Origin of the sequence: Paenibacillus sp. 2TAB26, from assembly GCF_052115145.1 — a bacterium.
Classification (GTDB): Bacteria; Bacillota; Bacilli; order Paenibacillales; family Paenibacillaceae; genus Pristimantibacillus.
Map to the genome: position 1 here is coordinate 1 of NZ_JBFRGC010000077.1, position 774 is coordinate 774.

At 49.0% G+C, this 774-nt stretch carries 3 rRNA genes; all 3 read right to left on the reverse strand.

Annotated features, from left to right (window positions below):
• Window positions 1-131: ribosomal RNA gene (locus tag AB4Z50_RS35860) — 23S ribosomal RNA — on the reverse strand; the annotation flags it as partial.
• Window positions 132-370: 239 nt separating this feature from the next.
• Window positions 371-487: ribosomal RNA gene (gene rrf / locus AB4Z50_RS35865) — 5S ribosomal RNA — on the reverse strand.
• Between the two features lie 173 nt (window positions 488-660).
• Window positions 661-774: ribosomal RNA gene (locus AB4Z50_RS35870) — 16S ribosomal RNA — on the reverse strand; the annotation flags it as partial.

Genomic DNA, 774 nt, shown 5'->3' on the forward strand with positions numbered 1-774 from the left:
TGGGTTTCCCCATTCGGAAATCCTCGGATCAATGCCTGCTTACGGCTCCCCGGGGCGGTATCGTTGTTCGCCACGTCCTTCTTCGGCTCCTGGTGCCTAGGCATCCTCCGTGCGCTCTTACTAGCTTAACCAAATGCTCGTGGTGATTTCGATTGATCCGTCGTTGAAGCCTTATTTCTTTGATTAATAGCCTCTTTAGAGGTAGAAATAACGTCTTCAAAAGCCGTCTTCAATTCGAAACACCTCTCGCTTACGTAAAAACAACTAAAGGATGTTTCAGCAATTCTTTTCTTTCGTTATCCAGTTTTCAAGGTGCAAAGTAAATCACAGACAACCTTGCRGTTGCTGTTAGGTGTAAAAYATAACACCTGCTTGGCGACGTCCTACTCTCCCAAGACCCTGCGGTCTAAGTACCATCGGCGCTGAAGGGCTTAACGGTCGTGTTCGGTATGGGAACGCGTGGTTCACCTCCGCCATCGCCACCAAACGGATGACTTGACTTATGAAAGTTGTTTTCCGGGGTCCCCGAAAAGTAATCGGTATAAGCTACAAAGCTTATCTTCACTTTTTGGGGTGCGGTTACTCTTTCAAAACTGACAACGAGTAAGCGATAAACTGCCAAGTTTATCCGAACCTCATCGGGTYCGGGTATTTCCTTAGAAAGGAGGTGATCCAGCCGCACCTTCCGATACGGCTACCTTGTTACGACTTCACCCCAATCATCTACCCCACCTTCGACGGCTAGCTCCCTTGCGGGTTACCCCACCGGCTTCG